20 protein-coding genes and 1 tRNA gene are annotated in these 20501 nt (G+C 59.0%); 10 read left to right on the top strand and 11 right to left on the bottom strand.

The annotated features are described in order from the left end of the window. Positions 1 to 50: 50 nt before the first annotated feature. The gene (locus tag BUE15_RS04325; RefSeq protein WP_073281462.1) at positions 51 to 515 is read right to left on the bottom strand and encodes an Lrp/AsnC family transcriptional regulator; all 465 of its coding nucleotides are present in this window, start codon (positions 513 to 515) and stop codon (positions 51 to 53) included. 678 nt (positions 516 to 1193) lie between these two features. Further along, entirely contained in the window at positions 1194 to 3377 is a 2184-nt protein-coding gene (locus BUE15_RS04320) for a protein-disulfide reductase DsbD family protein (protein ID WP_073281461.1), read from the bottom strand. 202 nt (positions 3378 to 3579) lie between these two features. Between BUE15_RS04320 and BUE15_RS04315 the strand changes: the two genes are divergently transcribed. Continuing rightward, positions 3580 to 4914: a hemolysin family protein gene (locus BUE15_RS04315; protein ID WP_073281460.1), complete on the top strand. Its 1335-nt coding sequence runs from the start codon at positions 3580 to 3582 to the stop codon at positions 4912 to 4914. 89 nt (positions 4915 to 5003) lie between these two features. Here the strand turns inward: BUE15_RS04315 and BUE15_RS04310 are convergent, their stop codons facing one another. After that, positions 5004 to 5519 (bottom strand): gamma carbonic anhydrase family protein, encoded by a 516-nt coding sequence (locus BUE15_RS04310; protein ID WP_073281459.1) that lies wholly within the window; start codon positions 5517 to 5519, stop codon positions 5004 to 5006. A gap of 66 nt (positions 5520 to 5585) precedes the next feature. Continuing rightward, on the bottom strand, positions 5586 to 6569 hold the full coding sequence (locus BUE15_RS04305) for a radical SAM protein (RefSeq protein WP_073281458.1): 984 nt from the start codon (positions 6567 to 6569) through the stop codon (positions 5586 to 5588). A gap of 127 nt (positions 6570 to 6696) precedes the next feature. Between BUE15_RS04305 and BUE15_RS04300 the strand changes: the two genes are divergently transcribed. Then, the gene (locus tag BUE15_RS04300) at positions 6697 to 7188 is read left to right on the top strand and encodes a hypothetical protein (RefSeq protein WP_073281457.1); all 492 of its coding nucleotides are present in this window, start codon (positions 6697 to 6699) and stop codon (positions 7186 to 7188) included. 7 nt (positions 7189 to 7195) lie between these two features. Here the strand turns inward: BUE15_RS04300 and BUE15_RS04295 are convergent, their stop codons facing one another. The 5 genes from BUE15_RS04295 to BUE15_RS04275 all read right to left on the bottom strand — a co-directional run bounded on the left by BUE15_RS04295 (position 7196) and on the right by BUE15_RS04275 (position 12166). Further along, the gene (locus BUE15_RS04295) at positions 7196 to 7963 is read right to left on the bottom strand and encodes an endonuclease III domain-containing protein (RefSeq protein WP_073281456.1); all 768 of its coding nucleotides are present in this window, start codon (positions 7961 to 7963) and stop codon (positions 7196 to 7198) included. A 148-nt stretch (positions 7964 to 8111) separates the two neighbouring features. Then, positions 8112 to 8819: a YiaD family glycine zipper/OmpA-like lipoprotein gene (locus BUE15_RS04290; protein ID WP_073281455.1), complete on the bottom strand. Its 708-nt coding sequence runs from the start codon at positions 8817 to 8819 to the stop codon at positions 8112 to 8114. 346 nt (positions 8820 to 9165) lie between these two features. Further along, positions 9166 to 9912, bottom strand: a complete 747-nt coding sequence (locus BUE15_RS04285; protein ID WP_244535872.1) for a YiaD family glycine zipper/OmpA-like lipoprotein — start codon at positions 9910 to 9912, stop codon at positions 9166 to 9168. A 184-nt stretch (positions 9913 to 10096) separates the two neighbouring features. Next, positions 10097 to 10993 carry an acetyl-CoA carboxylase, carboxyltransferase subunit beta gene (accD, locus tag BUE15_RS04280; protein ID WP_073281454.1) on the bottom strand — a complete coding sequence of 299 codons (897 nt, stop codon included), beginning with the start codon at positions 10991 to 10993 and terminating at the stop codon, positions 10097 to 10099. 120 nt (positions 10994 to 11113) lie between these two features. After that, a complete protein-coding gene (locus BUE15_RS04275; protein WP_073281453.1) occupies positions 11114 to 12166 on the bottom strand; it encodes a class I fructose-bisphosphate aldolase in 1053 nt (350 codons plus the stop codon). Between the two features lie 183 nt (positions 12167 to 12349). Between BUE15_RS04275 and BUE15_RS04270 the strand changes: the two genes are divergently transcribed. Continuing rightward, the gene (locus BUE15_RS04270) at positions 12350 to 13360 is read left to right on the top strand and encodes an OmpA family protein (RefSeq protein WP_073281452.1); all 1011 of its coding nucleotides are present in this window, start codon (positions 12350 to 12352) and stop codon (positions 13358 to 13360) included. 111 nt (positions 13361 to 13471) lie between these two features. On the opposite strand, the gene BUE15_RS04265 is transcribed toward BUE15_RS04270, so the two are convergent. Further along, a complete protein-coding gene (locus BUE15_RS04265; protein WP_262987455.1) occupies positions 13472 to 14635 on the bottom strand; it encodes a cystathionine gamma-synthase in 1164 nt (387 codons plus the stop codon). 263 nt (positions 14636 to 14898) lie between these two features. Here BUE15_RS04265 and BUE15_RS04260 point away from each other — a divergent pair, with 263 nt between their 5' ends. From BUE15_RS04260 to BUE15_RS21455, 7 genes are all read left to right on the top strand, one after another. Then, positions 14899 to 15711: a DUF2167 domain-containing protein gene (locus BUE15_RS04260; protein WP_073281450.1), complete on the top strand. Its 813-nt coding sequence runs from the start codon at positions 14899 to 14901 to the stop codon at positions 15709 to 15711. Between the two features lie 103 nt (positions 15712 to 15814). Beyond that, on the top strand, positions 15815 to 16525 hold the full coding sequence (locus BUE15_RS04255; protein ID WP_084548809.1) for a TVP38/TMEM64 family protein: 711 nt from the start codon (positions 15815 to 15817) through the stop codon (positions 16523 to 16525). A 142-nt stretch (positions 16526 to 16667) separates the two neighbouring features. Beyond that, positions 16668 to 16741 (top strand) — tRNA-Arg (locus tag BUE15_RS04250). Between the two features lie 368 nt (positions 16742 to 17109). Then, a complete protein-coding gene (locus BUE15_RS04245; protein WP_139252119.1) occupies positions 17110 to 17508 on the top strand; it encodes a hypothetical protein in 399 nt (132 codons plus the stop codon). 150 nt (positions 17509 to 17658) lie between these two features. Continuing rightward, positions 17659 to 18672, top strand: coding sequence for an NAD(P)/FAD-dependent oxidoreductase (locus BUE15_RS04240; RefSeq protein ID WP_073281447.1), 1014 nt, complete (start codon positions 17659 to 17661; stop codon positions 18670 to 18672). Between the two features lie 89 nt (positions 18673 to 18761). Then, positions 18762 to 19088 (top strand): 2Fe-2S iron-sulfur cluster-binding protein, encoded by a 327-nt coding sequence (locus BUE15_RS04235; protein ID WP_073281446.1) that lies wholly within the window; start codon positions 18762 to 18764, stop codon positions 19086 to 19088. A gap of 273 nt (positions 19089 to 19361) precedes the next feature. Continuing rightward, a complete protein-coding gene (locus tag BUE15_RS21455; RefSeq protein WP_139252118.1) occupies positions 19362 to 20000 on the top strand; it encodes a hypothetical protein in 639 nt (212 codons plus the stop codon). 87 nt (positions 20001 to 20087) lie between these two features. Here BUE15_RS21455 and BUE15_RS04225 read toward each other — a convergent pair whose 3' ends face one another. Beyond that, on the bottom strand, positions 20088 to 20501 hold the full coding sequence (locus tag BUE15_RS04225) for a hypothetical protein (protein WP_139252117.1): 414 nt from the start codon (positions 20499 to 20501) through the stop codon (positions 20088 to 20090).

Genomic DNA, 20501 nt, shown 5'->3' with positions numbered 1-20501 from the left:
GAAAAGGCCGTTTCCTGCTCGGAAACGGCCTGACATCAAGCGCACAGCTATTACAGCAGTTGAATGGGCCGGTTCAGCGTTTCTTCCAGCACGATAAGGGTTTCGGTCCGCTCGATACCTTCAATGGGCTGCATCTGGTCATGAAGCACATCGCGCAGGTGCTGCGTGTCGCGGCACACGAGGCGAGCGAAAATGCCATAGGCCCCCGTAGTGAAGTGAATGCTAACCACTTCCGGAATGGCCCGCAGCTGCTGGGCTACACTGGAATACACGGAGCTTTTCAGCAGATAAATGCCCAAAAACGCATTTACACCGTAGCCTAGCTTCTGATAATCAATCTTCAGCGTCGAGCCTTTCACAATCCCCAACTCCTCGAGCCGGGCCATGCGCACATGCACCGTGCCTCCCGAGACGTGCACTTTACGGGCAATTTCAGTGTAGGGAGTTTTGGCATCCTGAATCAATAAGTCCAGGATTTTGCGGTCGGTGTCGTCAAGTTCGTAATTCTTGGCCATTTTAAAGTCGTTTGACTATATATATTTCAATCAACAGGGGTGTTTTTAGAAAACATTGTAAATTTTTAGCCAAAGCAATGCTAAATTTTTACAATTAGAGGCTTTCACTTACATTTGTCATAATCCTACGCAGACGGCGTGAGACAACCACAACTGTAGAGTGATGATACTGGCAGGCATGTTTTTCTCTCTACGAGGAAGATGAGCTGGGTGAAGCTGGCCGAGCGGCTGGCAAGCCACACCAGGAAGGCGCAACTCCTTCTTCTACAACAAATTGGGTGGACTATGTGAGGAGGGAAAAACCGGGACGTATCTGGGTGGGTGCGTTCCTTTTCAAGAGGCGGCATCTGGGTGGGTGCCGCCTTTTTTGTTGCTACTATTCAGAACAACCACTGTGCCGGCTCAGCCAGAATGGGCCGGAACTGCGGTTGATAGGTGCAAAGAAAAGGAAAATATACCTCTAGGGCTTACCTATATTCTAACCAAACGGCGTATTACAGGCAAAATTCGCAAAATGGGGCCACTGGGCCGTGTCTTTTGCAGCCTCGTGCTATGTGTTGCCAACTGTGTATAGGCATTCTCCACAACCGCCCGCCACAACTTCCAGAAAAACAGCAGACAACCCGCCGCCAGCCTTAGCTGCCGTGCGGGTTGTCTGTGTTTAGGGTCTGAGGCCTGCTATTTGCCAGCAGCGGCTTGCTGCTGCCGGAAGCGGGCTAATCCGTTGTCCAGAAACTTCACGAAAGCCTCTACGTCAGGCTCGTAGGCAATGGGCGTGGTAAGTACATGCTGCAGGTCGGCGGGCGCGTTGGGGTCGAGCAGCACGTAGTAGGGCTGTGCATTCACGTTGAACCCCGACAGCTGCAGATCCGCGTTTTTCTTGCCCAGCGTGGTTTTTTCTTTGTTATCGAACGTGGAAGTATACCATTCGCTCTTGGGCAGTGGCGCTTTATCGTCCACGTACAGGGCCACTACCACGAAGTCGTCGCGCAGCCGCTTAAGCACCTGCGGATCCTTCCAGACGGTAGCTTCCATCTTGCGGCAGTTTACGCAGGCATGGCCCGTGAAATCAATGAAAATGGGCTTGTTCTGGGCTTTTGCGCACCGCTGAGCCTGCTCCAGGTCGAAGAAGCCCTGCAGGCCATGCGGCAGTTCCAGAAATTCGCCATAGCGGGGTGCTTCGCATTGCGTATCAGGAAGGGCCGCGGGCAGCCCCGCACCGGCGCTTAATGAAAAATCGTTGCGACTCTGCGGCGGCAGGTAGCCCGCCAGCAAGGGCAGCGGCGCGCCAAACAGGCCCGGCACCAGATACGTCATAAAGCTGAATGCCAGCACGGCCATCAGCAGCCGACCTACGCTCAGGTGCGTCAGGTCAGAGTCGTGGGAGAGTTTGAAGCGGCCCAGCAGGTAGAGCCCTAGCAGCCCCGAAAGTGCAATCCAGAGTACCAGATAGATGTCGCGCGGGAGCAGGTTCCAGTGATAAGCCAGGTCGGCCATGCTCAGGAATTTGAGCGCCAGCATCAGCTCCACGAAGCCCAGCACCACTTTTACGGTGTTCAGCCAGCCGCCAGAGCGAGGCAGGCTTTTCAGCCAGGCTGGAAAAATGGCAAACAGCGTGAAGGGCAGCGCAAAAGCCAGCGAGAAGCCCAGCATCCCGATGATGGGCGTAAGGCGCTGCCCCTGCGCAGCCATGGTCAGGATGGTAGCCACAATGGGCCCGGTGCACGAAAACGACACTACTACCAGCGTGAGAGCCATGAAGAAGACGCCTCCCCAGCCCCCTTTGTCGGCCTGCGCATCAATCTTATTCACCATGCCGTGCGGCAGCGTAATTTCGAACAGCCCCAGAAACGACAGCCCGAAGACTACGAAAACGGCAAAGAAAATCAGGTTGGGCAGCCAGTGGGTGCTGATGAGGTTGAGCCCATCGGCGCCCAGCAGTACCGTTACGAGCAGCCCGACCACCACATAAATGAAGATGATGGACAGCCCATAGACCACGGCCTTGAAGATGCCGCGCTGCCGGCTGTCGGAGCCGCTCGTGAAATACGAAACGGTCATCGGGATGAGGGGGAAAACGCAGGGCGTGATAAGGGCACCCAACCCAAACAAAAAAGCCCCGAAGGCAAATGCCCAGAGGCCTTCTTTCTCGGGCTCAGCCGGGCCGGCTGCGGCACCGGCATCATCCGCCGGCTCCATGGCCGCGGCCCTGACGGCTGCAGCCGAGTCGGGGGCTACAATGGCCGCCGCCGGGGCAGCGGTATCCGGAGAAGCTGCTGCAGTGGCCGGGGCCTCGGGCGTGAGGGCGGCCCCGTCCGGCGTTTTAGGCGGAGCCGCGGGGCCGGTGGCGGGCGTAGCAGTGGGCGCTATGGCCGTGCCCGTTACCTGCAGCGGGCCGAAGCTCAGCGCTTCCTCGCCGGGAATGCAGCGGCCATCCACATCGGTGCAGCTCTGGAACTCCACGTCGGCCTTGATGGTGAGGGCGCCGGGCTGCAGCAACCGGATGCGCTGCTTTATCTGGCCGGTTTTTACGAAATACGTGACGTCGCCTTTGAAAATCTCATCAAAATGCTTCTGCGAGCCTACCGATTTGGGCGGGCCGACCAGCTCGTAGGCGGAGCTTTTCGTAAATGAAAACGTGAAGGGCACCGGCCCCAAATCGGGGTCGAAATCGGTGGCGTAGAGGTGCCACTTGTCATCGATGCGGGCATTCACGATAAGGTCAATCTCCTCGCCTACTTTGGCAGCAGGCTGGCTTACAGCCGCGCTCAGCTTGGTAGGAGTCAGAATCTGGGCGACGGCCCCCAGCGCCGTGAGCAGCACGAGCAACAGGGGCAGAAGTATGGTTTTGCGCAACAACATCAGCAAAAGGAAAACTACAACGGAAGCATACCCGGCAAAGGTCGGGAGAAAGCCTAACAGCGGAGCGAGTTTACCGGTTTTTTAGCGGACTGATTTCTTTACCGATGCTGCGTGCAGTAGCTCAGCAGGAACCGCTTGCGCAGAATCACGTACTTTTGCAATACCAAGGGAGCTGGGCCGTGTGAGCCCGACCCCCGGACCTATGATCTTAAATATCCTTTTTACCGTTCTGCTGGTGTTGTTGAACGGTTTTTTTGTAGCAGCAGAGTTTGCTATAGTTAAAGTTCGTCTTTCGCAGATCGAGCTACGGGCGCAGGAAGGCAACCGGTTTGCCAAGCTCACGCAGGGTATCCTGCACAATCTCGACGGCTATCTGTCGGCCACACAGCTGGGTATCACGCTGGCGTCGCTGGGCCTGGGCTGGATCGGGGAAAGCGTAGTATCGCAGATTATTTTAGCCATTGTAGAGGCGCTGAACCTGAACGTGAGCGACGAGCTGGCCCACCGTATTGCTCTGCCTACGTCGTTTGCGCTTATCACCATTCTGCACATTGTATTTGGCGAGCTGGCTCCTAAGTCGCTGGCCATTCAGCGCCCTGAGGCTACCAGCCTGGCCGTGGCGGCACCCCTGAAGGCGTTCTACCTGGTGCTGAAGCTGCCCATTATGTTCCTCAACTGGCTGGCCAGCCTGATTCTGCGCGCCTTTGGCATCCGCCCGATTCATGGGGCAGAAGCGCACTCCGCCGAAGAGCTTCGCCTGCTGCTCGACCAAAGTAAGCAGAGCGGCGAGATTCAGGACTCGGAGCACGAGCTGCTCGAAAACGTGTTCGAGTTCAACGACCGGATGGTGAAGCAGATTATGGTGCCGCGCACCAAGCTGGCCGCCATCGACGTGAATACGCCGCAGGATGGCATCCTGGAGATGGTGTATAACGAGGGCTATTCCCGCATTCCGGTGTTTGAGGGCAACATCGATAACGTGGTAGGCGTGCTCTACGTGAAGGACCTGCTACAGATTATTCGCCGCAACGAGCCGCTGGAGCTGCCCAAAATCATGCGCCCGGCCTACTTCGTGCCCGAAACCAAGAAAATCAACCGCCTGCTGCGCCAGTTTCAGCGCAAGCACATGCACATGGCCATCGTCAGCGACGAGTTCGGCGGGGTGTCGGGTATCGTGACCATCGAAGATATTATCGAGGAGCTGGTGGGCGAAATTCAGGATGAGTACGACAACGAGGTGCCGGTTGTAGAGAAAGTGTCGCCCGGTGAGTTCCGCGTCAACACCTCCACATCCATCTCCGACGCCAACGAGTACCTGCCCTTCCCGCTGCCCGAAGGCGAGGACTACGAAACCGTGGGCGGCCTGCTGAACGTGATTTACGGCAACATTCCGGAAGTAGGCGACGTGGCCGTGCTCGACAACTACGAGTTCCGGGTGCTGAAACGCTCCCGCCGCACCGTGGAGCTGGTGCAGCTCAACGTGACGCGGGAACTAACCCAGGAAGAGCTGGAAGACGAGGGCCTGCCCAACCTCTGATTCCGGCCTTAGTAACGCACTGCCTCTAACGACAGCGGCCCCGCCTGAGTAGACGGGGCCGCTGTCGTTAGAGGCAGTGCGTGAGGCTTCTAGTGCTGAAACCAGCTGGCGTACAGCACATAGTTGTCGGCGGTGCGCAGCATGTTCTGGCGCTGCTCTTCCGTCACGGGCTTGATTTTGCGGGCCGGCACGCCTGCGTAGAGGTGGCCAGGCTCGCACTGGGTGTTTTCCAGCACTACCGCGCCGGCTGCCACAATGCAGCCTTCGCCTACCACGGCGTGGTCCATCACAACGGCGCCCATGCCAATCAGCACGTTGTCGTGCACGGTGCAGCCATGCACAATGGCCTTGTGCCCGATGCTGACGCCGGCCCCGATGGTAGTAGCCGCCTTCTGGTAGGTGCAGTGCAGCACGGCCCCGTCCTGGATATTGGTTTTGGCTCCGATATGGATGCTGTTCACGTCGCCGCGGATTACGGCGTTGAACCACACGGTGCACTGTGCGCCCAGCGTCACGTCGCCTACGATGGTGGCGTTATCGGCTACGTAGCAGTCGGCTCCGATGTGGGGGTGCTTGCCCTGAACAGGCAGAATAAGTGCGGGCATAAGCTGAGAAGGAAGTTGGTGAGTTGATGCGCTGCAATGGCCGGCGCCAGTTGCGCAGGCGCCGCTTTATCGAACAAGCATCCGTTTCCAGGTGCCTTTTTCCCAATTGTATTTGAGCGTGCTGGGTAGCGCCTGCCAGAAGTATTTGCTGGTTTCCACCGCGAAGCTGGGCTGCATGTAGCAGTTGATGGTACAGCCTTCACACTGCGGCAGGCGCCCTTCCAGCGCAACCAGCTGCTGCACCTCGGCAGAGTTGTACAATTCGTGCAGGTTGCCTTCGATAGGAAATTTACGCTCTCCGAGGTGGTAGCAGGGCAGCACCAGCTCGTTGCTGGGCGAAATGACCAATGTGGTGCTGGCCGCCCGGCACACGGGCGCGGCTACGTGGTTGCCGCCGTCGCGCCGCAGCTGAATAAAGGCTTCGTTCAGATATACGCCCTTGCGCTTGCCGAAAGCCGACAGATAGTCCAGCTCCTCGGCCGTCAGCTGCTCGCCGGTTTCCACGGTGTTGTACTCAAAAGCCGGATTCAGAATCAGCACCAGGCCGTTGGGCTGCGTAATGTCGCGGTACACGGCTTCCAGGTCCTTCAGGTTCTCGCGGAACACGGTGAACAGGATGTCGGGCCGCTCGCCCAGCTCCCGGGCCACCCGGATGCTTTCCAGCACGAAATCATAGCAGGCCACGCCCCGGCCCTTGTCGTGCACTTCCTTTTCGGAGGCATCGAGTGAGAAGTGCAGCATATCTACCTTGCCGCGCAGCTTCTCGGCATATTTGGGGTAGAGCAGGCAGTTGGTCGTCAGCGTCGTGATGAAGCCCATGCCATGAGCCAGGGCCACAAACTCATGAATCTGGCGGTGCAGCAGCGGCTCGCCGCCCGTAAAGTCCACCACCGACACACCCAGCCGCTTCAGGTCGCGCAGGTTGCGCTCTACATCCTCCAGCTGAATGTAGGGCGAGGGTTTCTCCCAGATGTCGCAGAACGAGCAGCGCGCATTGCACCGGTAGGTGACGTAGTAGTTGCACAGGACCGGGTGATGAACAAGACGCATAGGAAAACGAAGGTACGGCGCGAATCCAAGCCGCAGGTGCTATAACTGCCGAACCGGGTAAATGCTTTGCAACCTATGGTATTTCAGGATGCTCTTCTATCTGACTGCTCACCCTTATTTATCTGCTATGCGCCCTTCCCTCCTGCTTTCGTTGGCTGGCCTGCTGGCCGCCTCCCTTACTACCGCCTGTAAAAAGGATGCAGACAGCACCTCTCCTATAAACGGGGAGTTGGTATTCGGGCAGTTTTACGGGTTTTGTGAAGGAGAGCGGTGCATCGATATCTACCGCCTCAATACGGCAGCCGGCACCGTGGAAGAAGACACCACAGACCGCTACCCCAGTCTAAACCAGCCCTACACTGGCCAGTACGTTCCGCTGCAGGCCAGCCACTATGCCCAGGTGCGCGACCTGCCCCAGCTGATTCCGGCGCAGCTGCTCCAGCTGCCCAACGGCACTATCGGCGCACCCGACGCTACTGATGCCGGCGGCTACTACCTGTCGCTCCCCGACGCAGAAACGCCGCGCTTTTGGCTCATCGATACCCAGAAGCGCAACATACCCGCCGATTTGCACCCACTGGTCGATACGCTACGTGCGCGAATCCAGCGGTTACCTTAGCGGCTCCTTAGTGCGGCAGTGCGCCCCAGTCAGGGTCCCACTTTTTGGGTGTGGCAGCTAGGGCTTCCTCAGTGGCTGGGCCATAGTGCTCCAGATAGTAGTTGCAGAAGCCTTTGAGAGGGCACTTGAGGCAGTCGGGCTTTGCGTAGAGGCACACGCGCTGCCCGTGCCAGTAGTTGTGTTTATGGAAATTGAGCAGTACCAGCGAATCTTTGGGCAGTTGTTCCAGCAGTACCTGGTGCGCTTTATCGGCCGAGGCTTTCGGGCCAATCATGCCCACGCGCTGCGCAATGCGGTGCACGTGCGTATCGACGGGCAGCACGGGCTTGCGGAAGTTGAAGAGCAGCACCAGCGAGGCCGTTTTCAGCCCGATGCCCGGCATGTCGTTCAGCCATTGCATACCCCGCTCCGTGGGCCATTCTTCCAGAAAGTCCAGCGTAAATCCCCCCCGTTCGGCCCAGATCCGGCGCAATATTTCCTGAATGCGCGGCGCCTGCGTGTCGGGCCAGCGCGTGGTGCGGATGGCGTGGGCCAGCTCGGCGGTAGGCGCGGCCAGCACCCCGGCCCAGTCGCCGAAGGCTTCCAGCATCCGGTCGTAAGCCAGCTCTTCGTCGGCGTGGGTGGTGCGGTGCGAGAGAACCGTCGAAATCAGCTCCCGCATCGGCGAGCGGCGGACCGTGTCCTGCGTCAGGGGCGGATAGAACTCGTTCAGCAGCAGATGGTCCTGCCAGGTCTTTTCGGCGGGCGGCGAGGTATAGGTAGCGGTAGTAGCCATTGTGGCTTGTACCGCCGGGCTCAGCGGCGGGTTGCGCCGGAGCCACTCACCGGATCCGTAAGGCTAAATTTTGCTGACCACTGACCACAAAAACGGCGGCACCCGGGGGTACCGCCTTTTTTGTGGTCAGTGCCTGCGCAGCAGACGCTTAGATGGTGCCTTTTTCGGCAGCCTTCTTCAGCTTGTCGTTAGCGAAGATGGCAATTTCAACGCGGCGGTTAGCCACGCGGCCGGCTTCAGTGCCGTTGTCAGCAACGGGCTGGCGCGAGCCGTAGCCCGATACGGTGAAGCGCGAAGCGTCTACTCCCTGCTGCTGGGCGTAGTTGGCTACCGCCTGGGCCCGGCGCTGCGACAAAGGGTCGTTGATGGCGTCCGAACCGCTGGTATCGGTGTGGCCTTCCACAATAACGTTGGTGTCGCCGTACTTGATGAGGGTTTTGGCCAGCTCCTGAATGTTGGCCTGCGCCGATGAAGTCAGCGACGAAGAGTTCTTAGCGAACAGCAGACCCGAGTCGAAGGTGATTTTGATGCCTTCGCCTACGCGCTCTACTTTGGCGCCGGCCATTTCTTTCTTCAGCTCAGCGGCCTGCTTATCCATGCGGCGGCCGATGAGTGCCCCACCTGCGCCACCCACGGCAGCCCCAATAATAGCGCCTTTGGCAGTACCCGATTTGCCACCAATCACGCGGCCCAGTACAGCGCCACCGGCGGCGCCACCCAAGCCACCAATTACGGCACCTTTAGCAGTTTTGCTCCAGGGCTTCTTGGTGGTAGTGCCAGCGTCCTGCGCCTGCGTGCTGGTACCAAACAGCAGCACGGCCATCATAAGGGTGAAAAGGGAACGGAGATTTTTCATGAGTGAAAAAGGTTGTGGAAAAAGTTCGGGGTGGATAAGAACACCAGGCGTTGCCTGGTAATGAAGGAGCAAAGACATTGCCCGCTTGAGCAGGTCAATTTGCAACCTCCTTGCCAAAAACGATACAAGCTGCCGAAAATTGTTGAAAAGTGAGCTTTTGAGCCGGTATTGCCATTATACCAGCCGGCTCATGGCTCGCAAAAATTCCTGATAAGCTGCCGTTTATCTGGGGCATACGCAGTGAAAAATTTACTCCCGAAGCTACCACCGCAGTTCGGCGCTATCCGAAATACACAAAAAAAGGCCGCACAGATTGTGCGGCCTTTTTTGTGGAAGAGCAGCTGAATTACAGCTTGCCAGCTTCAGCAGCTTTCTTCATTTTCTCGTTGGCGTAGATGGCAATTTCTACGCGGCGGTTAGCCTGCTTGCCAGCTTCGGTCGTGTTGTCGGCAATAGGCTGCGACGAGCCGTAGCCGTTGGTCGTGATGCGCGAAGCATCTACACCCTGGCTTACCGTGTAGTTGGCTACCGCCTGAGCACGACGCTGCGACAGAGGGTTGTTGATGGCATCCGAGCCGCTGGCATCGGTGTGGCCTTCTATCAGTACGTTGGTGTCGGGGTACTTCTTCAGCACTTCCGCCATTTTCTGGATTTCCGTCATGGAAGCAGCGCGCAGGTCGCTCTTATTGGTATCGAACAGGATGCCCGAGTCGAAGGTGATTTTGATGCCTTCGCCTACGCGCTCTACTTTGGCGTTCTGCATGTCGCGCTGCAGCTCTTCTGCCTGCTTATCCATCTTGCGGCCGATGAGGGCACCGCCCGTACCACCGACAGCAGCCCCGATGATAGCACCAGCGGCCGTACCGTTTTTGCCACCAATCACGCGGCCGAGTACGCCACCTACTACAGCGCCGCCGCCGGCACCAATCAGGCCGCCTTTAGCCGTGGTGCTCATGCCGGTTTTGCGCGGGCCAGTGCCGTTGCCGGTCGGAGCATCCGGAATGTTGGGGTTGCGGGTTTGCGAAGTAGCGCACGAGCCGAGCAGCAGCGTCAGCGCCATAAACAGCGACAGAAGGGACTTCGGAGTTTTCATTGTATGAAGTTTTGGGAGTGAGTGTTTAGCGGGAGGTTGGTCGTGCTTTACTAGTGTTTGGCTTGAAATGTTCGGCAACTATAGATTCTATCCTACACCGCCTGAACTGCCGAGCCGGCTGCCCGTCCTGGTTCCAGGGGCAGCAACTCTGCACCGACCAGTCATTTTCAACAAGTGTGCCGAATTACAGCGCGCGCTGGGTGATTTTTGCAGCCGGCGCAGTGGCAGCAATTGCCGCGGGCCGCAACATCCCCAGCAAGTCACTGATTTTCAGCTTCAGCTGTTTGCGGTCCACAATGAAGTCGAGGAAGCCGTGCTCCAGCACAAATTCGGCGCTCTGGAAGCCTTTGGGCAGGTCTTTGCCGATAGTTTCCTTGATAACACGCGGCCCGGCGAAACCAATCAGTGCGCCCGGCTCGGCAATATTGAAGTCGCCGAGCATGGCGAAGGAAGCCGTAACGCCGCCGGTAGTGGGGTCGGTGAGCAGCGAGATGTACGGAATGCCGGCTTCGGAGAGCAGGGCCAGCTTCGCGGAGGTTTTGGCCATCTGCATCAGCGAGAAACCGGCTTCCATCATGCGGGCCCCACCGGAGCGCGAAATCATCAGGAAGGGCACACGCTGCTGGCGGGCGAAGTCAATGGCGCGCGCAATCTTCTCGCCTACCACCGAGCCCATCGAGCCGCCGATAAAGCGAAAATCCATGGCCGCTACCACCAGCCCCTGCCCATTGGAAAGGCCGTGGGCCGTCCGCACGGCGTCGCGCAGACCGGTGTTTTTTTCGGTAGCCACGAGGCGCTGCGGATAGGCTTTGGTATCCACAAAGTGCAGCGGGTCGCCGGAGTGCATCTCAGCGTCCAGCTCCTCAAACTTGCCGCCATCGAACATAATTTCGAAGTACTCGGCGGCGTCAATCCGGTCGTGGTGGTTGCAGTTGCCGCAGGTGGAAAGCAGGCGCTTGTGCTCGGCCATCGTGGCCACGGTTTTGCACTCCGGGCACTTGTACCACAGCCCGTCGGGCGTCTCTTTTTTCTCCTCTGTCGGCGTGACGATGCCTTTTTCTACGCGCTTAAACCAAGACATTCTATACTATGATTAGGAATTGAGAAGGAAGAACAGGGAAGTGCCAGCCGGCACAAGGCGCAGGCTGCAAACAAAGAGCGGAAACGAATTCGTACGCTTCATTATCATCCCTTGGTGAAATTACGCCAATGTAATGGCATCGTCCAGGTATACGTCCTGAATAGCGTTGAGCAGCTCCACCCCTTCGGCGAAGGGGCGCTGAAAGGCTTTGCGGCCCGAAATCAGGCCCTGCCCACCGGCGCGCTTGTTGATGATGGCCGTCCGGATGGCCTCGTCCCGGTCGGTAGCGCCTTTGCTTTCGCCGCCGGAGTTGATGAGGCCGATGCGGCCCATGTAGCAGTTGGCTACCTGGTAGCGGGTCAGGTCGATGGGGTGGTCCGACGACAGGGTGTCGTACATGGCCGGGTGCGTCTTGCCGAACTTGAGCGCACTGAAGCCGCCGTTGGTTTCGGGTAGCTTCTGTTTGATAATGTCGGCCTGAATCGTGACGCCGAGGTGGTTGGCCTGGCCCGTGAGGTCGGCCGCAACGTGGTAGTCCTTGTCAGCGGTTTTGAAGGCGTTGTTGCGGGCATAGCACCACAGTACCGTGGCCATGCCCAGCTCGTGGGCGCGTTCGAAGGCCTGCGCTATTTCCACAAGCTGCCGGTTCGATTCTTCGGAGCCAAAATAAATGGTGGCTCCCACGGCCGTAGCGCCCAGGTTCCAGGCCTCCTCCACCGAGCCGAACAGCACCTGGTCGAACTTATTGGGGTAGGTCAGCAGCTCGTTGTGGTTGATTTTAACCAAGAACGGAATCTTGTGGGCATACTTGCGGGCCACCGTCCCGAAGGTACCGAACGTGGTAGCTACGGCGTTGCAGCCGCCTTCCACTGCCAGCCTGATGATGTTTTCGGGGTCGAAATACATCGGGTTGGGCCCAAACGAGGCGCCGGCCGTGTGCTCAATGCCCTGGTCGACGGGCAGGATGCTCATGTAGCCGGTGCCGGCCAGGCGGCCGTGGTTGTAGAGCTGGCCCAGGCTCCGGATTACCTGCGGCGTGCGGTTGGAAGGCACAAAGCAACGGTCCAGAAAGTCGGGGCCAGGCCGGTGAATCAGGTCCTTGCCAATGGTTTTGCATTCGTGCTGGAGCAGCGCTTCGGTTTCGGCGCTGAGGGAGGCAGTGATGGAGGCCATTGGGAACGTGACTAGTGGGCGGAGGCAAGACAAAGCCAGCGAATTGGCGGGCCAAATATAACCTGAATTTCGGTTGCTTTCCGGGCCGGCATTGCAACATGGGCCGGGTGCTGAGTACCTTGCCGCGGGATATGGCGGGCAATTCGCGCGCTGGCCCGCTCTTCGCCTTTCAACCTCTGCTTCGTGAAAAAACCTGCTTCCCACTTACTTACGCTGGCCTTGCTGTCGGCGCTGGTGCTGCCTGGCTGTGTAGCCTCCAAAAAGTACGACGACCTGAAAGCCCGCCAGGCTTCCACGGAGCAGGGCAAAGCCGAAGCCGAGCGCCAGCACCGTACGGCCGTAGCGGAGCTGCGGAAAGCAACCGATGCGCTGGCCGAAATGCGCCTGCAGAACCGCCGCCTCGCCGACGACTCGGCTCAGACCGGCAACGCGCTGCGCCGCACCCGCCAGCTCTACACCCAGCTCACCGACTCCTACGACAAGCTGCTCAAGAACTCGGACCGCGAGCTGGCCAATAAGTCGTCGGACTACAACAAGGTGGCTCAGGACCTGGCCCGCCGCGAAGCCGAGCTGGGCCAGCTGGATGCCGGCCTGCGCAAGAGCCGCGCCGATATCGACAAGCTCAACGCCGACCTGAAAACCCGCGAAGCCCGCCTCGCGGAGCTGGAAAAAGCGCTGGCCGAGAAAGATAAGGCCGTGAATGACCTGCGCGCCAGCGTAGCCAACGCGCTGCGCGGCTTCCAGGGCACCGATTTGCAGGTGAAGATGAAGGACGGCAAAGTGTACGTGTCCCTGTCGGAGCAACTGTTGTTCAAGACGGGTTCCACCAAGGTAGACCCCAAGGGCCAGGAGGCGCTTAAGCAGCTGGCCACCGTACTCCAGCAGCAGCCCGATGTGAATGTGGTAGTGGAAGGCCACACCGATAATGTGCCGTTCAGCCGCCCGACTGCCGCCATGCAGGACAACTGGGACCTGAGCGTGCTGCGCGCCACCGAAATTGCGCGGCTGCTTACTACCGGCGGCGTGCAGCCGGACCGCGTGACGGCCTCGGGCCGCTCGCAGTACGTGCCCGTGGCTCAGAACGACTCGCCCGCCAACAAGGCCCTGAACCGCCGCACCGAAATCATCCTCACGCCCAAGCTCAACGAGCTGCTGAAGATTCTGGACTCAAATTCGGCGGCTCCCGGCAAGTAACACTGTTATCTGTTTCCAGGGCGCCGGGCAGCAGCTCCCCCTATCACGCCAAACGGCCGCCTGATCCAGATCAGGCGGCCGTTTGTATTTCAGCAGCAACGAGGTGCAGGCTTAGCCGATAGCCTGTTTCAGATCTTCAAGCAGATCTTCCGCATCCTCGATACCCACGCTCAGGCGGATCAGCGAGTCGGAAAGGCCGGCTTTGCGGCGCTCCTCGGCCGGAATGCTGGCGTGCGTCATGGTAGCGGGGTGGCCCGAGAGGCTCTCGACGCCGCCCAGGCTTTCGGCCAGCGAGAACAGCTGGAACTTCTCCAGCACGGCAATGGCATCTTCTTTCCGGTCGCCTTTGAGCACGAACGAAATCATGCCGCCGAAGTCGCGCATTTGCTTGGCTGCTATGGCGTGGTTGGGGTGGTCCTGGAAGCCGGGCCAGTACACCTTCTCCACTTTAGGATGCGCCTTGAGGTACTCGGCCACGGCGCGGCCGTTTTCGCAGTGGCGCTGCATGCGCACGTGCAGGGTTTTGAGGCCGCGCAGCACCAGGAAGCAGTCCTGGGGGCCGGGCGTGCCACCGCAGGCGTTCTGGAAGAAGCTCAGGCGCTGGTGCAGCTCGTCGTCGTTTACTACCACGGCGCCCATCACCGTATCGGAGTGGCCGCCCATGTACTTGGTCAGCGAGTACATCACCATATCGGCGCCCAGTTCCAGCGGCGTTTGCAGGTAAGGCGTGGCGAAGGTGTTATCGACAACCAGCAGCGCGCCGGCCTTTTTGGCCACGGCCGAAGCCGCCGCAATGTCAATAACGTTGAGCAGCGGGTTGGTCGGGGTTTCCACCCAAATCAGCTTGGTGCGCTCCGTTACGGCGGCTTCCACGGCCGCCATGTCGTGCATCGGCACGAAGTGAAACTTGATGCCGTAGGTGGCATACACCTTCGTGAACAGGCGGTAGGAGCCGCCATACAGGTCGTTGGTGCTGATAACTTCGTCGCCGGGCTGCAGCAGCTTCACAATGCAGTCGATGGCCGCCATACCGGTGGCAAATGCGAGGCCGTGCTTGCCGCCGTCGAGGGCCGCCAGGGCGTCCTGCAGCTGAGAGCGGGTGGGGTTATGCGTGCGCGAATACTCGAAGCCTTTGTGGTCGCCGGGCGAGCGTTGCACATAAGTCGAGGTCTGGTAGATGGGCGTCATGATGGCCCCGGTGGTGGGGTCCGGGTGCACGCCGGCATGAATGGCCTTGGTTCCGAATTTCATCGTGTGGGACTTGGAGTTTGGGATACTACGCAATAGCCGGCAAAGGTAAGTATGCGCGGGTAGCTTCGGCCGTAAGGGCTGCAAGAGCCGGGAAAGCCAATTGCTGCTCACCAGAAAACCCTCTTAAAAATCTATTTATCAGAAGCTGCAGGCTGATTATCTGCTTAACTTGCCGGCAAAATCCTATTTATTTTTTCACTCTATCCCGCTTGAAGAAACTTCTACTTCTAACGGCCGCTGTGGGCATATAGCTGGCCACGTATGCCACTCCCGCGCCTACCGATTCTGTGCGCCGCGCCGGTGGTGAACAGGCCTACATCGACTCGGTGCAGGCCACGCTGCAGTATCAGACCGGCCGCATTGCCTTCCCCGATGGTCTTGGCTCGATTACCGTTTCGGCCGGCTTTCGCTGCCTCGACGCCAAGCAGAGCGACTACGTGCTGACCAAGCTGTGGGGCAACCCCAATGGCGAGACACTAGGCATGCTGTTTCCCGCTGACCGGGGCCCGCTCGACGATAACAACTGGGCTTTTGCCATCGAGTATGACCCTTCCGGCTATGTGAAAGACGACGCGGCAGAAATCGACTACGACGACCTGCTCAAGGAAATGCAGGACGATACGGAAGCCGGAAATCCAGACCGCGAAGCGGCCGGCTACGAGCGGATTCTGCTGGTAGGGTGGGCCGCTAAGCCGTTCTACGACGCCAAGCTGAATGTGCTGCACTGGGCCAAAGAACTCCGCTTCAGCGGCTCCGAGTCCACTACGCTCAACTACAACGTGCGCCTGCTCGGGCGCAAGGGCGTCCTGAACCTGAACGCCATCGGCAACATGCCGCAGCTGTCCGAAATCCGCAGCACCATCCCGTCCGTTATCCGGAGTGTGGAATTCGCCAAGGGCCAGCAGTACATGGACTTCGACCCCAAGGTAGACGAAGTGGCGGCGTATGGTATTGGCGGTCTGGTAGCGGGCAAGGTGCTGGCCAAAGTGGGTGCCTTTGCGCTGGTGGCCAAATTCTGGAAGATTATTCTGGCGGTAGTAGCCGCCGGCTGGGCAGCCATCCGGCGGTTTTTCGGGGGCAGCAATTCCCACGACGAGTAGCCGGCTCCCGGAGGCAGCAGGCGCATGTAGCCTTCCGGCCCGTTCTTACGTTCTACCTTCGGGCTGGCGCTTCCACGCCGGCCCGTTTGTTTTTCTGCCGCTTATGATGTTTCTCCGGGAGCTTTTTCGCAAGAATGCCTCTACCCTGCTCTCCATGATTCTGCTGGCGGGCCTGCCTTTCGTGGGCAGCTCGTCGCTCGGATTCATTCTCTATAACAACCAGGAGTTGCTGCAGCACCCCACCCTGCTGCAGGGCGTGCTCTACTTTGTGCTGATTGGGCTGGCCATGGCCTTTTCGCTGCTGCACACCACCCTAGCCGTGCTCATCACCGGGTTCTACTTTGGTTGGGTTGGTTTTCCGGGCATGCTGGTGGCCTACACGCTGGCGGCCCTCACCGGCTACCAGATTGCCTCCCGCCTCGACCACGGCAAAATGCTGACGTTTCTGCGCCACTTTCCCAAAGCCGATGCCGTGATGCGCGAAATGAAGGCCGACAGCTGGCAGCTGGTGTTTCTGCTGCGCATTTCGCCGGTCACGCCTTTCGCCCTGATGACGTTTATTCTGGCCGTGATGGGCGTCAACCGGCGTCATTTTCTGCTGGCTTCGGTGGTCGGGATGCTGCCGCGCAGCACGTTTTTCTACTGGCTGGGCACCAAGGCGCAGGATATTATGCTGCTCCTTCGCGACCCGGGCACCGGCACCACCGGCAAGGTGCTGGTGATTGTGCTGGTGACAGTATCTTTTTTCGGACTGTACTATCTATTCAACCGGGCTTTGCAGCGTGCCTTGCGCAAAGGCATCCCCGAAGCGTAAAAATTTCCCCTGAATTTCAGCACCTTGCATGCTGGCCCGAAAATTTTAACGGGTAATTCCTCACCTATTCTTGTACGGCTCGTTTTTTAGCTGCTATCTTTGCACAACCAAAACGGATAAACGATCCGCAAGGCACTAAAACGGTTGCGTAGCTCAATTGGATAGAGCATCTGACTACGAATCAGAAGGTTTAAGGTTCGACTCCTTACGTGACCACAAAAGGCCCTCAGCAGCACGCTGAGGGCCTTTTTTTATATATCCTGGCATTATCTGCTACCGATGCTCCGTCACACCTAAGCCTCTTCCTGGCTTCTGTCTGCTATTCTGAGCCTGCCAGCAACCGGCGTGTAGCTCTACCAGAATTTAACTGTAGCGCCTTCCTGGTTTCTTGTCGCTCAGGTTCTGCGAATTGGAGGTTACCGCCCTCGGCACATACCAGTTTATCGGTAAAAACCGTTCTGCAAGCCGTCAGGCTGGTATCATTATTGAAGCGCACCGAGAGTTTCAGGACTTTTTTCCGTTTTGTGCTGTTTACCTGACTTCTGCTCCCGCAACCGCACCCCAAGCACCTGTTTATGCCGCTAGTGGCCTACCGTCCTGAATACCGCATATACCTGGATGAGACCCTGAACCATTTGGTTTATGAGCGGCTGGAGGAACTGACCCTGGCCCCGGATTTACCTTTTTATCTGGCTGATATTGAGCGGGCTCTGCGCCAGATGCAGCCGGGGTTTACGCTGCTCTGTGACCTGCGCCGCACGCTGGGACCCAATCTGAAGGTGCTGCCGCTGTTTCAGGCGTCGCGGGAAATGCTGCTGCATGCCGGGGTGGGCATGGTTGTGGAAGTACACTCGCCGCAGCCTTCTATGCGCCGGCTCACCCAGATGCTGCGCCGGAAAACCGCCCTCCCAACCAGCCAATTCACGACGCTGGAGGAAGCCGAAGCGTTTCTGCAGGATTTTCGGCTGAGCGTAGCCCGGTAGTAGCTGGCGTTGGCGCAGAATATGCCGCGCCGGGTTGGGGCGGGGTCCTTATCTTTGCAGCGCCTACTCCGGCCGGCCCCAACGTTTTGGACCGGTTGGCTGTTATGCTCAGGGCCCTGGCTGCCGTTTATTCGTACTCACCCTTCACTGATGAATTCCATTTCCACCGATATCTGCATCATCGGGGCCGGCCCGGTGGGGCTGTTTGCCGTTTTTGAGGCCGGGCTGCTGAAGCTTCGCTGCCACGTGGTAGATGCGCTGCCCCAGGTGGGCGGTCAGCTTTCGGAAATCTACCCCAAAAAGCCCATCTACGACATTCCGGGCTTTCCTGATATTCTGGCCGGCGACCTGGTGCGCAATCTGATGCGCCAGATTGAGCCTTTCCACCCCACCTTCACGCTGGGCGAACGGGTAGAGCGGTTTGCCAAACTTGAAGACGGCTCTTTTCAGCTGTTTACTTCCGATGGCACCGAAATTCTGTGCAAAACCATTGCTATTGCCGGCGGCCTGGGCTCGTTTGAGCCCCGCAAACCGGCCATCGAGAGCTTGGATAGCTACGAAAGCGGCAAAGGCGTGTACTACATGGTGCGCGACCCGGAAACCTTCCGCAACCAGCGCCTCGTTATTGCCGGCGGCGGCGACTCGGCCCTCGACTGGACTATTTTCCTGGCCGATGTGGCCAGGGAAGTGACGCTGGTACACCGCGGCACCACCTTCCGCGGCGCTGCCGACTCGGCCGAGAAGGTGAAGCACCTGCACGATGCCGGCAAAGTGCGGCTGGTGCTGAGCAGCAACGTGACCCACGTGCATGGAAACGGCCAACTGGAAGCCGTGACCATCACGGCCAACGACGGCACCACCGAAACGCTGAACGTCGACTCCTTTATTCCACTGTTCGGCCTCACGCCCAAGCTCGGTCCGATTGAGGACTGGGGCCTGGAGCTGGAAGACAACGCCGTGAAGGTGAACACGCTGGATTACTCCACCTCGGAGCCCGGCATCTTCGCCATCGGCGACATCAACACCTATCCGGGCAAGCTGAAGCTGATTCTGTGCGGCTTCCACGAGGCGGCGCTGATGTGCCAGGGTGCCTTCAAATACATCAACCCGGACAAGAAGTACGTGCTGAAATACACGACCGTAAACGGAGTACCTACTTTGTAAGTGAATGAGTGAATGAGCGAATGAGTGCTAGTCGTGGCGGCTTCCTCATTCGCTCATTCACTTACTCGCTCATTCACTCATTGAAGATTATGACCGACGAAGTACGCGTATATGTAGAGGAAACGCCCGGCCAGCGCACCGAAGTGGTGGGGCCAACTGATATGGGCCTGAGTTTGATGGAGCTGCTCAAAGCCAGCGGCTACGACATTCAGGCTACCTGCGGCGGTATGGCGTTGTGCGGCACCTGCCACATTGAAGTGCTGGCCGGCCCCGCGCTGGATGAGCCTTCCGACGACGAGCTGGCTATGCTTGAGAGCCTGCCCGTCATGAGCCAGGGCAGCCGTCTTTCCTGCCAGATCCGCCTTGATGCGCGCATGGACGGCCTGGTACTGCGCCTGATGCCGCAAACTACCTGACCCACAGGCCGCAATTTTCGGCGCTGGCGCTGCGTTGTTGTGCCTATGGCGCCATTCACCAGTTTTCCTGCACTTGTGCACCGCAGCCTGCTAGGCTGCGGTTTTTTGTTGATGCCCCTAGGCAGGAGCGCGCTGGCGCAGCGCGGCTCAGAGATACACATTAGTGGCGGCGCGACACTAACTCATCCGGCAATGGAGCGGCAGAACCTGCCCGGGCAGTTCCGAACAGTAGGCAGATTTAACACGGGAGCCGCACTACGCTTGGTATTTCCGGTGAGCAAACGGCTGGGGCTGGGCGTGGAGCAGCGCGTTACGGGGCTGAGTCAGGATATCCGCTACGGCAGGCGTGGCACTGGCTTCCGCGCTGGAGTTGGAGAGAATACACTGCATCAGTCGGGTTTAAGTGTACGCTTATACGATGTGTGGCAACCAGGGCCGCGCTGGGGCCTAGATGTGGCGTTGAGTGGTGCTTACGCTTGGCCTTACCGCTATGGCCGTTACACGCACGAAGGCCCGCTTTGGTATAGCACGGCCTCCCGGTTGCCCCAGCCCGGCATTCCATTGGTGCTTGTGCGCGAAACCGAGCGGCAAGGCACTGCCATAATCGGTATGGAAGCGTTGCTGCGCTATGAATTGGGGCCTCGGCATATGCTATTGCTCACGGCCACCTACCAGCGCGGTTTGCGCCCGCTCACGGCCATAACCTCTACCAGACTTGAGTATCTGGATAGCAATGGCGTCATCCAGCAAGGCAGTCTGGCCGTCATTAGCCGCGGCTCTTACGGTACAGTGCAGCTAGGCTATGGCGTGCGCCTGGGGCGCTTGGCGGGCGCCACCCAACGCAGCCCCACTCCGCGCTACAGCCTAGACCCGGATGATTCCGACCCGGATACCACTCTGGAAACAGAGTAAGCCGTCCAACAAAAAAGCGTGCCCCCGATAGGAGAGGCACGCCCCTGTAGTATCCAGCAACCAGGCTTCTGGCAACACCCGCGGCGCCTAACGGCGACGCGCGGTGGTTTTGCGCCTTGTGGCAGCAGACTTGTGCACCACTTTTTTCTTGACTCTGGTGCTGCGGTGGCGGCTGGCCGAAGACGAGCGGTGATAGGTACGCTTGGGGGCCGCAGCAGGCGCTTTTGCCTCCGGAGCGGGCTCTTTAGGCGCCAAGGCGGCCTCGTCGGGTTGCGTGGCGTCGGTGGCGGGGGCAGCCTCCTCCTGGGCTGCCTTCAGCATAGCGGCCTGCTTGCGGCGGGCGGGCATCAGAAAGTCGCGCTCGGCCCGCTCCTGTGCCGAAAGCTTCTCTTCGCCGGGCAGTGTGGTTGGGGTAATGGAAGTCGTGGTTTTGTCGCCTTGGGCCAATACGGAGGCACTGCTCAGGAGCAGGCCGGTAAGCATGACTATGATTCTCTTCAT

Source organism: Hymenobacter psychrotolerans DSM 18569 (assembly GCF_900142395.1).
GTDB classification, from domain to species: domain Bacteria; phylum Bacteroidota; class Bacteroidia; order Cytophagales; family Hymenobacteraceae; genus Hymenobacter; species Hymenobacter psychrotolerans.
This window is presented reverse-complemented; position numbering and strand designations above follow the sequence as displayed.

Excerpts from the sequence above, each read along its gene's own strand:
- BUE15_RS04325 (WP_073281462.1), bottom strand. The coding sequence starts at position 515 with ATGGCCAAGAATTACGAACTTGACGACACCGACCGCAAAATCCTGGAC.
- BUE15_RS04320 (WP_073281461.1), bottom strand. The coding sequence starts at position 3,377 with ATGTTGTTGCGCAAAACCATACTTCTGCCCCTGTTGCTCGTGCTGCTC.
- BUE15_RS04315 (WP_073281460.1), top strand. The coding sequence starts at position 3,580 with ATGATCTTAAATATCCTTTTTACCGTTCTGCTGGTGTTGTTGAACGGT.
- BUE15_RS04310 (WP_073281459.1), bottom strand. The coding sequence starts at position 5,519 with ATGCCCGCACTTATTCTGCCTGTTCAGGGCAAGCACCCCCACATCGGA.
- BUE15_RS04305 (WP_073281458.1), bottom strand. The coding sequence starts at position 6,569 with ATGCGTCTTGTTCATCACCCGGTCCTGTGCAACTACTACGTCACCTAC.
- BUE15_RS04300 (WP_073281457.1), top strand. The coding sequence starts at position 6,697 with ATGCGCCCTTCCCTCCTGCTTTCGTTGGCTGGCCTGCTGGCCGCCTCC.
- BUE15_RS04295 (WP_073281456.1), bottom strand. The coding sequence starts at position 7,963 with ATGGCTACTACCGCTACCTATACCTCGCCGCCCGCCGAAAAGACCTGG.
- BUE15_RS04290 (WP_073281455.1), bottom strand. The coding sequence starts at position 8,819 with ATGAAAAATCTCCGTTCCCTTTTCACCCTTATGATGGCCGTGCTGCTG.
- BUE15_RS04285 (WP_244535872.1), bottom strand. The coding sequence starts at position 9,912 with ATGAAAACTCCGAAGTCCCTTCTGTCGCTGTTTATGGCGCTGACGCTG.
- accD (WP_073281454.1), bottom strand. The coding sequence starts at position 10,993 with ATGTCTTGGTTTAAGCGCGTAGAAAAAGGCATCGTCACGCCGACAGAG.
- BUE15_RS04275 (WP_073281453.1), bottom strand. The coding sequence starts at position 12,166 with ATGGCCTCCATCACTGCCTCCCTCAGCGCCGAAACCGAAGCGCTGCTC.
- BUE15_RS04255 (WP_084548809.1), top strand. The coding sequence starts at position 15,815 with ATGATGTTTCTCCGGGAGCTTTTTCGCAAGAATGCCTCTACCCTGCTC.
- BUE15_RS04240 (WP_073281447.1), top strand. The coding sequence starts at position 17,659 with ATGAATTCCATTTCCACCGATATCTGCATCATCGGGGCCGGCCCGGTG.
- BUE15_RS04235 (WP_073281446.1), top strand. The coding sequence starts at position 18,762 with ATGACCGACGAAGTACGCGTATATGTAGAGGAAACGCCCGGCCAGCGC.
- BUE15_RS04225 (WP_139252117.1), bottom strand. The coding sequence starts at position 20,501 with ATGAAGAGAATCATAGTCATGCTTACCGGCCTGCTCCTGAGCAGTGCC.